This window comes from Micromonospora sp. NPDC006766 (assembly GCF_040636055.1).
GTDB lineage: Bacteria > Actinomycetota > Actinomycetes > Mycobacteriales > Micromonosporaceae > Micromonospora.
The window spans coordinates 202,425-212,593 of sequence record NZ_JBEYIX010000005.1 but is presented as its reverse complement, the minus strand read 5'-3'; the positions used below and the strand labels follow the sequence as shown (position 1 = coordinate 212,593).

The following is a 10,169-nucleotide window of genomic DNA, read 5'->3' as shown; positions in this document are numbered from 1 at the left end:
GCCACGCCGTTGTGGGCCGCCGCCGACCGCACGGGTCAATGGCCGGCCCCGACCAGGTGCCGGGTCGCCATGCCCATGGCAGCGACCTTGCCGACCTTCGGCGCACCGAACGCGGCGGCCTTGCCGATCTTCGGCGCGCCCATCCCGATCGCCTTGCCGACCATCATCGGCGACGACATCAGCCCGCCGGCCCGGCCGAGCATGCCCCGGAACACCTGGCCCGGCTTCTGCTGCTCGCCCATGTACGCGGTGACCACCACCAGCGCGCCGGTCAGCGCCGGGATCGCCCACTGGAGTAGCTTCATCTGCCGCTGACAGGAGGCGACGCTTGCGGGGGTCTGGTAACCCGGTTCGGTGATCCCGTCGACCGGCGGGCGCCCCGACCTCTGCAGCTTCATGCCGAGCATCCGGCTGTATCCGGTCACCGCCAGCGCACCCAGGGTCAGCGCCGTCTTCACCGCGCTGACCTTGCCGACTCCCTGCTGCCTGGCCATCCGTGGGCTTTCCGTGATCAGCTCGCCGACCGCGCCGGCGAGGTGCGCGCCGATCGCCGCCGCGTTGACCGGGGTCCAGCGGGCCCAGCCGGCCGCCGCAACCGGTAACCGCTGCGTGGAGTCGTCGATCTTCGCCGCCGCGCCGTTGACGCCGAGCGCGCCCATCAGTGACCCGCCGAACCAGGCCGCCAGGCCCAGATCGTGCATTGAGCGCAACGCCGTGTGCCGTTCGGACATCTGATCCCCCTCCGCCGTGTTCGGGTGGTGCGGGTTACCCGCGTAGCGGCCGGCTACGCCCCCGGCAGGGTGGCGGCGAAGGCGGCGACCCGGGCGGCCAGTGGGGTGGCGGCGCGTACCCAGGTGAAGTGGTCCAGCGGGGCGCCGGCCTCGGTCACGGTGTAACGGTGTCGGGCCACCGGGGCGGCGGTGAGCTTGGCGCAGAGGTGATCCAGCGTGTCGTGCGGCGTGTACTGGTCGTCGTCCACGCTGACCGCGAGGACCGGGGTGCGTACCCGTCCGACCGCCGACTCGGTGTCGACCCCGTCGAGCACCGGGAACCGGCCGGTCCGGGCGGTGTACGCCCAGTCCCGGATCACCCCGCGTGCCTGCCGGCCCCCGAACCCCCAGCCCGGCCAGACCCCGAGCAGCCGGGCGACCCCCGCGATCCCCTGGGTGTACGGCAGCACACCCCAGCCGCGCAGGCCCGGGTAGCTTCGCCACCAGGGCAGGCCGACCGCCACCAGGGCCAGGCCGTCCACCTTGTCGGCGTCGTGCAGGGCCTGGTGCAGCACCGCGACCTGCCCGCCGAGGGAGTGGCCGAGCAGCACCCGGACCCGGCCGTCCAGCCGGGGCTTGAGCGCCTCGAACACCGCGCCCACGTCGGCGGTCAGTTCGGCGTAGCCGTACCGGCAGGTGCGAGCGGGCGGTGGGGTGCTCTCGCCGGTGCCGCGCAGGTCGGCCACGATCACGGCCAGACCGGCGTCGCGCAGCGCCGCCGCGAACGGACGATAGTAGCGGGCGCGTACGCCCATTGCCGGCCAGATCACCACCACCGGCGCGCCGGGCGGCCCAGCCGGTTCCGGGTGGACCTGGATGCCGAGGCGCGCCCCGGCGACGTCGATGAACTCCTGTGTGTACTCCCCGCTCATCGGCTCAGCCTACGGCGGCAAGCTACCGGCGGGTAGCGCGCAGCATTCCTGGGCCGAACACCTCGTACGCGATCCGCTCCGCCGGTACGCCCCTGCGCAGCAGGCCGCCCCGGACCCCGGCCATGAACGGCACCGGTCCACACAGGTGCACCTGGACCCCGGGAGCGAGCGGGATCAGCTCCGGGTCGACCCGGCCCTCAGCGATCTCCGCCTTGAGCCCGGCCAGTTCGCCGTCGGCGGCGTCCTCGTACCAGAGCTGCACCGACAGGTTCGGCAACCGCTGCTGAAGTCGGGGCAGCTCCTGGCGGCGGGCGTGCCCGGCCCCGGTGCGGTCGGCATGCACCAGCGCCACCGGCCGTTCGGGCTCGGTGGCGGCCAGGTGCTCCAGGGCCGCCATCGCCGGGGTGAGACCGATGCCGGCGCTGACCAGCAGCAGCGGCCCGCCGTCGCCGACCGCACTGACCTCGCCGAACGGTGGGCTGAGCCGGAGCGTGTCGTCGACGGCCACCTGTTCGTGTAGGTGCGTGGAGACGATGCCGTCGGGCGCGCCGGCGGTGCCGCGTACCCGTTTGACGGTGATCCGCCAGTGGTCGGCGCCGGGCCGTCCGGAGAGACTGTACTGCCGGATCTGCTGGCGCTGGCCGCCGTCCAGGTCGACCGCCACCGAGACGTACTGGCCCGGGGTGAAGGTGGGCACCGGCCCGCCGTCGGCCGGCACGAGGTCGAACGACCCGACGTCGACGGTTTCCCGGGTCCGCTCCGCCACCCGCCAGTCCCGCCACACCGAGCCGTCCTCCGCCACGTCGGCGATGGTGTAGAGGCGCGCCTCCCGAGCGATCAGCTTGCACGCCAGCAGCCAGTACACCTCGTCCCAGGCGGCCGCGACCTCGGGGGTGACGGCGTCGCCGAGCACCTCACCGACCGCGGCGAGCAGGTGACGCCCGACGATCGGGTACTGGGTGGCGGTGATGCCGAGCGAGGCGTGCTTGTGGGCGATCCGGTCCAGGATCGGCCCCCAGGGCAGACCGCTGACGCCGGTCAGGTGCTCGGCGTACGCGACCACGGCGGCGGCCAGCGCGGCCTGCTGCTGTCCGGTGGCCTGGTTGCCCTGGTTGAAGATGTTGAGCAACTCCGGGTGGGCATCGAACATTCGCTGGTAGAACCGGCCGGTGACGGCCTCACCGTGGGCCTGCACCGCGGGCAGGGTGGCCGCCACCGCTGCTGCTGAGGATTCCGAGAGCACAACCACTCCTTCGGGTGTCGACTGGGTCGAACCCCACGGAACAGGAATCCAGAATTCCTCTTTAGGGTCGAAGGTCCCGATTGTCGGGTAATCCTGGTCGTCCGGCCCGGGTGGCCGCAGCCGGGGAAGACAACCGGTGGGTGGGAGCGTTGTCGTGCCTGGACGCCTCCTCGCCTGCCCGGGGCAGCCCTGGACCGGGCAGCGGCACCGACGCCGCAGCCCAACCGGACGCCGCACCGCACCCGGTGCCACAGCCCTGTCGGGGCGCCGGGCTAGGCTCGCTCCGGCGCGCCGCCGACGGTGAGCGAGCCGGTGAGCGGCACCACACCGCCGAGACCTGGGAGTACGACCAGTTGACCGCACAGCCTGAGACCCTGTACGGGGCCGACGACCTGACGCACCTGGAGGGCCTCGACGCCGTCCGCAAGCGCCCCGGCATGTACATCGGCTCGACCGACAGCCGTGGCGTGGGCCACCTCGTCAACGAGATCCTCGACAACTCCACCGACGAGGGCGTCGCGGGTCACGCCACGAAGATCGACGTGATCCTGCACGGCGACGGCTCGGTCCAGGTCGACGACGACGGCCGGGGCATCCCCACCGACGTGCACGCCAAGTCCGGGATCTCCGGCGTGGAGCTGGTGCTGACCCGGCTGCACGCCGGCGGCAAGTTCGGCGGCTCGGGTTACAAGACCTCCGGCGGTCTGCACGGCGTCGGCGCCTCCGCGGTCAACGCGCTCTCCCGGCGGTTCGACGTCACGGTCCGCCGCGGCGGCAAGATCCACGCGATGTCGTTCCGGCACGGCGTACCGGGAATCTTCGACGGCGATGGCCCGGACGCGCCCTTCACCCCCGGTCCCGGTCTGCAGATCGTCGGCGCGATGAAGCGGGGCCAGCGCTCCGGCACCTCGATCCGCTGGTGGCACGACCCGCGCTACTTCGAGACCGGCGCCGCGCTCGACACCGAGGCGGTCCGGCTCAAGCTGCGTAACACCGCCTTTCTGGTGCCCGGCGTGGCGTACCGGCTGCGCGACGAGACCGGGGAGGAGGCCGTCGAGGAGAGCTTCCACTTCCCCAACGGCCTCACCGACATGGTGGAATATCTCGCCCCGGCCGGCGACCGGCCGGTCTCCGGCACCCTGCTGGTCACCGGCGAGGGGACCTACCGGGAGAACGCCGCCGACGCCAACGGCGTGATGCAGTCCAACGTGCAGCGTCGGGCCGAGGTCGAGGTCGCGTTCCGCTGGGGCACCGGCTACGAGCGCACCGTCGAGTGCTTCACCAACACCATCCGCAACGCGCACGGCGGCACACACCGCAAGGGCTTCGAGCGGGCCCTGGTGCGGACCCTCGCCGAGGCCGCCCGTAACACCCGCGGCCTGCTCAAGCCGAAGGAGGACGCGCCCACCCTGGACGACGTCCTGGAGGGCATGACCGCGGTGGTGCACGTACGCATCCCCGAGCCGCAGTTCACCGCACAGACCAAGGACGAGCTCTCCACCGCAGGCATCACCAAGGTGCTGCAGAGCATCGTCGAGCAGCACCTCAAGGCCTGGCTGGACGACCGGAAGACCAAGACCGAGGCCCGGACGGTGCTGCAGAAGATCGTCGACGCGGCCCGGGTCCGGCTCACCCAGAAGCAGCAGAAGGACGCGGCCCGGCGCAAGACCGCCCTGGAGGGCGCGTCGATGCCGGCCAAGCTGGTCGACTGCCGGGCCACCGGCGTGGACCGCAGCGAGGTGTTCATCGTCGAGGGGGACAGCGCCCTCGGTACGAGCAGAATGGCCCGTTCGTCCGAATATCAGGCCCTGCTGCCGATCCGCGGCAAGATCCTCAACGTGCAGAAGGCGAACCTCCAGCAGGTGCTGGACAACGCCGAGTGCGCGGCGATCGTGCAGGTGCTCGGCGCGGGCTCGGGGCGTACCTTCGACCTGTCGGCGTTGCGCTACGGCCGGGTGCTGATCATGGCCGACGCGGACGTCGACGGCGCGCACATCCGTACCCTGCTGATCACGCTCTTCGCCCGCTACATGCGGCCGCTGATCGAGGCGGGCCGGCTCTACGCGGCGATGCCGCCCCTGCACAAGATCACTACCAAGGGGCGCAACCCGCAGACCATCTACACCTACACCCAGGCCGAGATGGAGGCGACGGTCCGCAAGCTGGAGAAGGCCGGCAAGCAGATCGTCACCCCGATCCCGCGCTTCAAGGGCCTCGGCGAGATGGACGCCGACGAGCTCTGGGAGACCACCATGAACCCGGCCACCCGGGCGGTCCGCCGGATCACCCTCGACGACGTCGAGGCCGCCGAGCGGATCCTCGAACTGCTCATGGGGGAGAAGGTCGAACCCCGCCGCAACTGGCTCATCGAGTCGGCCGACCGGGTCGACCGCCAAGCCATCGACGCCTGATCACCGGGTTCGTTTCGGAAGGAAAGCTGAACCATGGCACGCCGTAAGGACGACCGCGCCCGCGCCGACCTGTCCGCGTTCGACCAGGCTGGCGCGCGGGTCTTCGACAACCCGCTGGTCACCGAGGTCTCCGACTCCTACCTGGAGTACGCCTTCTCGGTCATCCACTCCCGGGCCCTGCCGGACGCCCGGGACGGCCTGAAGCCGGTGCACCGACGCATCCTCTGGTCGATGTACGACTCCGGTTTCCGCCCCGACCGGGCGCATGTGAAGTCGGCCCGCGTGGTCGGTGACGTGATGGGCCGCTACCACCCGCACGGCGACTCTGCGATCTATGACGCCATGGTGCGACTCGCTCAGGATTTCTCGCTGAACGTGCCACTCATCGATGGGCATGGAAACTTTGGAAGCCCGGACGATGGCCCGGCGGCGGCAAGATATACCGAATGTCGGATTTCTCGTGAAGCGATGCTGCTCGTCGGTGAGCTGGGCGAGGACACCGTCGACGTCGAGCCCAACTACGACGGTTCGCTCACCCAGCCCACCGTGCTCCCGGCGGCCTTCCCCAACCTGCTGGTCAACGGCGCGTCCGGCATCGCGGTCGGCATGGCCACCAACATGATCCCGCACAACCTGCGCGAGGTCGTCCAGGCGGCCCGCTGGCTGATCAACCACCCGGACGCCACGCTGGACAAGCTCATGGAGTTCGTCCCCGGCCCGGACCTGCCCACCGGCGGGCTGCTGCTCGGCCTCGACGAGGTGCGCCGGGCGTACGAGACGGGGCGCGGCGTGGTGCGGATGCGCGGCCGGGTGGAGATCGGCCCCCTGGAGGGCAGCCGGGGCCGGCAGGCCATCACGGTCACCGAGCTGCCGTACGGCGTCGGCGCGGAGAAGGTGATCGCGGCGATCACCAACGAGGTCAACAAGACCAAGCGCCTGACCGGCATCGCCGACGTCAAGGACCTCACCGACCGGGAGAACGGCACCCGGCTGGTCATCGAGTGCAAGGTCGGGGTCAACCCGCAGGCGCTGCTGGCCGATCTCTACCGGCTCACCCCGCTGGAGCAGTCCTTCGGGATCAACAACCTGGTCCTGGTGGATGGCCAGCCGCGGACGCTGGGGCTCAAGGAGCTGCTGGAGGTCTTCCTCGCCCACCGCTACGAGGTGGTGACCCGGCGCAGCGCCTACCGCAAGCGCAAGCGCGAGGAGCGGCTGCACCTGGTCGACGGTCTGCTGATCGCCCTGCTCGACATCGACAGGGTGGTCAAGCTGATCCGGGCCAGCGAGGACGCCCAGGCCGCCAAGGACGGCCTGATGCAGAAGTTCAAACTCTCCGAGATCCAGGCGACCTACATCCTGGACACTCCGCTGCGACGCCTGACCAAATACGACCGGCTGGAGCTGGAGGCCGAGCAGGAGAAGCTGCGCGCCGAGATCGCCGACCTGTCGAGGATCCTCGACGACGAGAAGGTGCTGCGGAAGCTGGTCTCCGACGAGTTGGCCGCCGTGGTCAAGCAGTTCGGCGCCCCGCGCCGCACCACCCTGGTCGACGGCGACCTCAAGGAGGTTCTAGCGGCCTCCGTGCCGGCCGGGCCGCTGGAGGTCGCCGACGACCCGTGCCAGGTGATCCTTTCCGCGACCGGGCTGGTCGCCCGGACCGCGGCCGAGTCGGAGGAGGCCGCCGAGGGGCGCCGGCGCAGCGGCCGGGTCAAGCACGACGCCGTACGCGCGGTGGTGCACTCCACGGCGCGCGGCCGGGTGCTCCTGGTCACCAGCGCCGGCCGCGCGTTCAAAGTCGACGTGCTGCCGCTGCCGGTGCTGCCCGAGCAGTCCGGCACGGTGTCGCTGCGGGGCGGCATGTCGGCGGCCGAGTTGGTGCCGCTGGAGCCCGGTGAGACGGTGGTGGGGCTGGCACCGCTCGGCCCCACCGCCGAGGGCTCGCCCGGCCTGGCGCTGGGCACCCGGCAGGGTGTGGTGAAGGTCTGCGCCCCCGAGTGGCCGGTGCGTTCGGACGAGTTCGAGGTCATCTCGCTGCGCGACGGCGACGAGGTGGTCGGGGCGAGCTGGTTGACCGATGGTGCCGAAGCCCTGGCGTTCATCTCCTCGGAGGCGTCGCTGCTGCGCTTCGCGGCCGCGTTGGTGCGGCCGCAGGGCCTCAAGGGCGGCGGCATGGCCGGCATCAACCTGCCAGCCGGGGCGCACGTGGTGTTCTTCGGTGCGGTCAGCACCGACGACCCGGGGCACGGCGAGCCAATGGTGGTCACCTCGACGGGCGCCACCGTCAAGGTGACCCCGTTCAAGGCGTACCCGGCGAAGGGGCGGGCGACCGGCGGGGTGCGGGCGCAGCGGTTGCTCAAGGGCGAGGTGGACCTGACGGTGGCCTGGGTGGGCCCGCGTCCGGTCGGCGCGACCGCCAACGGCGACCCGGTGGACCTGCCCCCGGCCGACCCTCGCCGCGACGGTTCCGGCTTCGCCGTCATGCTCGGCCCGTCGGTGGTAGGCCACCAGATCGAACGCGACTGACCCGTACCCAGGCAAGGGGCCGGCGCGCTGCCGGCCCCTTGCCTGGCGGGTTGACCATGCGGTTGGCGGCGGCGAATCGGTCCACCCAGCCAACCTCATGATCGCCCGGGTGGCCGGGAATGGCCGGGGATGGGGTGGGTCAGAGTTCGGGCTCGGGGCCTCGGCGGGAGGCTGGGGTGGTGTTGCGGAGGTGGGCGATGAGGCGCATGCCGTGGTGGATGACCAGGGCGGCGGCGGTGCCCAGCGCGATGCCGCTGAACGACAGGTCACCGGCGGTGAGGGTGTAGTTTGCCGCACCGACGATCACCGCGACGGCGGCGGTCATCAGGTTGATCGGGTCGTGGAAGTCGACCCGGTTCTCGATCCAGATCCGGGCCCCCAGAACGGCGATCAGGCCGTAGAGCGCGGTGGTCGCCCCGCCCAGCACGCCGGCCGGGACGGTGAGGATCAGGGCGCCGAACTTCGGGCTCAGCCCGAGCAGCACCGCCGCCAGACCGGCCACCCAGTACGCGGCGGTCGAGTAGACCCGGGTCGCCGCCATCACGCCGATGTTCTCCGCGTACGTGGTGGTGCCGGAACCGCCGCCCGAGCCGGCGAGCATGGTGGCGATGCCGTCGCCGAGGAACGCCCGGCCCATGTCGCGGTCGAGGTTGCGGCCGGTCATCGCGGCGACCGCCTTGACGTGCCCGGCGTTCTCTGCGATCAGCACCAGGATCACCGGGATGACCAGCACCACCGCCCGCCCGCTGAAGCTGGGCGCGTGGAACTGGGGCAGCCCCACCCAGGCGGCCTCCTTCAGCCCGGTGACCGCCGTCGGGTCCAGCTGGCCGAGCAGCGCGGCCAGCACCCAGCCGACCACCACGCCGAGCAGGATGGACAGCCGGGCCAGGAAGCCCCGGAAGACCACGGTGGCGAGCAGGATCGCGGCCAGCGTGACCACCGCGATCAGCGGCTGGGCCTTCACCCCGCCGCTGCCGCCGCCGTCCCAGGCGACCGGGGCGAGGTTGAGCCCGATCAGCGCGACGATCGCGCCGGTCACCACGGGTGGCATCAGCGCGTCGATCCAGCGCGCCCCGGCCAGTTGCACGACCACGCCGACCAGGGCCAGCACCGCGCCGACCACCACGATGCCGCCGAGCGCCGGGCCGATGCCGCCACCGGCCTTGGCGGCCAGCACCGGGGCGATGAACGCGAACGACGAGCCCAGGTACGAGGGCAGCCGGTTGCCGGTGATCAGCAGGAAGAGCAGCGTGCCCAGCCCGGAGAAGAAAAGCGTGGTGGCCGGGGGGAAGCCGGTGATCAGCGGCACGGTGAAGGTCGCGCCGAACATCGCGACCACGTGCTGCACGCCGACGCCGAGCGTGCGCGGCCAGGTGAGCCGCTGCTCGGGATGCACCACGTCGCCGGGTCGGATGGACCGGCCGTCGCCGTGCAGCTGCCAGGGGGACCAGCGGGATCGCGGTTCGGTGGGGGACTGGGTCATGCTGCGCCCTTCGCGTCGAGAGGTGACGGGGGCGTGATCGACCCTGAGGGCTGTTTGTATCACGCCGCTGGGCGCGGCCCGGAACGGGCTGGGGTCAGGCCACCCCGGCCGGACGGAACTGGACGCTGACCCGAGGACCGACCGGCCGGGTGGTCTTCGGCACGGCGTGCTCCCAGGTGCGCTGGCAGGAACCACCCATGACCACCAGGTCGCCGTGCCCGAGTGGGAAGCGCAGGCTCGGCCCACCGCCGCGGGGCCGCAGCAGCAGCGGGCGCGGGGAGCCGAAGGAGACGATGGCGACCATGGTGTCGACGTGGGCCGACCGGCCGAGGGTGTCACCGTGCCAGGCGACGCTGTCCCGGCCGTCGCGGTAGAGGCACATCCCGGCGGTGACGAAGGGCTCACCCAGCTCGGGCGCGTAGTGCCGGGTGAGCGCCGTGCGCGCGGCCGTGAGCACCGGGTGGGGCAGCGGCCGGCCGGCGGCGTACCAGCAGAGCAGGCGGGGGACGTCGACCTCGTTGTCGTACATGGTGCGGCGCTCGGCCCGCCAGGGCACGTCGTGCAGCAGGACGTCGAGCACCGGGTCGGAACCCCGCACCCAGCTCGGCAGGTGGTCGACCCAGGCGCCGCGGCTCAGCTGGTGTCGGCGCAGCCGACCGGCGAGCGGGCCCAGAGCCGGCCCCTGCGCGGCGAAGTCGAGCATCGAGGGCTGGTACGCGAGGTCGGACACCCCGCCGATCCTACTCGATGTTCGAACAGGCGTACGAGGGTCAGCGGCGTAGCAGTCGGCGGATTGGTCCTCGGACGGCTTGTCGTACCCGTTCGCGTAGCTGTTGGGCTTGTAGTGAGTCGATGGTCTGTTGCAGT

At 71.7% G+C, this 10,169-nt stretch carries 7 protein-coding genes; 2 read left to right on the top strand and 5 right to left on the bottom strand.

Annotated elements, in window-relative coordinates; genetic code table 11:
* Positions 1-35: 35 nt before the first annotated feature.
* Genes ABZ671_RS09285 through ABZ671_RS09275 form a run of 3 tightly spaced genes read right to left on the bottom strand, consistent with a single transcriptional unit; the run spans position 36 to position 2,891 of the window.
* Positions 36-731 carry a hypothetical protein gene (locus tag ABZ671_RS09285; RefSeq protein WP_357853808.1) on the bottom strand — a complete coding sequence of 232 codons (696 nt, stop codon included), beginning with the start codon at positions 729-731 and terminating at the stop codon, positions 36-38.
* 53 nt (positions 732-784) lie between these two features.
* On the bottom strand, positions 785-1,642 hold the full coding sequence (locus ABZ671_RS09280) for an alpha/beta fold hydrolase (RefSeq protein ID WP_357853805.1): 858 nt from the start codon (positions 1,640-1,642) through the stop codon (positions 785-787).
* 22 nt (positions 1,643-1,664) lie between these two features.
* Positions 1,665-2,891: a globin domain-containing protein gene (locus ABZ671_RS09275; RefSeq protein WP_357853802.1), complete on the bottom strand. Its 1,227-nt coding sequence runs from the start codon at positions 2,889-2,891 to the stop codon at positions 1,665-1,667.
* A gap of 347 nt (positions 2,892-3,238) precedes the next feature.
* Between ABZ671_RS09275 and ABZ671_RS09270 the strand changes: the two genes are divergently transcribed.
* Together ABZ671_RS09270 and ABZ671_RS09265 are read left to right on the top strand one after the other, a co-directional pair.
* Complete coding sequence (locus tag ABZ671_RS09270) at positions 3,239-5,296, top strand: DNA topoisomerase IV subunit B (protein ID WP_357853842.1); 2,058 nt, start codon at positions 3,239-3,241, stop codon at positions 5,294-5,296.
* Between the two features lie 33 nt (positions 5,297-5,329).
* Positions 5,330-7,819: a DNA topoisomerase (ATP-hydrolyzing) gene (locus ABZ671_RS09265; protein WP_357853799.1), complete on the top strand. Its 2,490-nt coding sequence runs from the start codon at positions 5,330-5,332 to the stop codon at positions 7,817-7,819.
* A gap of 139 nt (positions 7,820-7,958) precedes the next feature.
* Here the strand turns inward: ABZ671_RS09265 and ABZ671_RS09260 are convergent, their stop codons facing one another.
* Both ABZ671_RS09260 and ABZ671_RS09255 read right to left on the bottom strand, forming a co-directional pair.
* Entirely contained in the window at positions 7,959-9,302 is a 1,344-nt protein-coding gene (locus ABZ671_RS09260) for a solute carrier family 23 protein (protein ID WP_357853796.1), read from the bottom strand.
* Between the two features lie 94 nt (positions 9,303-9,396).
* Positions 9,397-10,032 carry an alpha-ketoglutarate-dependent dioxygenase AlkB gene (locus tag ABZ671_RS09255; RefSeq protein WP_357853793.1) on the bottom strand — a complete coding sequence of 212 codons (636 nt, stop codon included), beginning with the start codon at positions 10,030-10,032 and terminating at the stop codon, positions 9,397-9,399.
* Between the last annotated feature and the right edge of the window lie 137 nt (positions 10,033-10,169).

What these genes read in the sequence shown, in the direction of transcription:
- ABZ671_RS09280 (WP_357853805.1), bottom strand. Translation starts at nt 1,642, where the DNA reads ATGAGCGGGGAGTACACACAGGAGTTCATCGACGTCGCCGGGGCGCGC.
- ABZ671_RS09285 (WP_357853808.1), bottom strand. Translation starts at nt 731, where the DNA reads ATGTCCGAACGGCACACGGCGTTGCGCTCAATGCACGATCTGGGCCTG.
- ABZ671_RS09260 (WP_357853796.1), bottom strand. Translation starts at nt 9,302, where the DNA reads ATGACCCAGTCCCCCACCGAACCGCGATCCCGCTGGTCCCCCTGGCAG.
- ABZ671_RS09265 (WP_357853799.1), top strand. Translation starts at nt 5,330, where the DNA reads ATGGCACGCCGTAAGGACGACCGCGCCCGCGCCGACCTGTCCGCGTTC.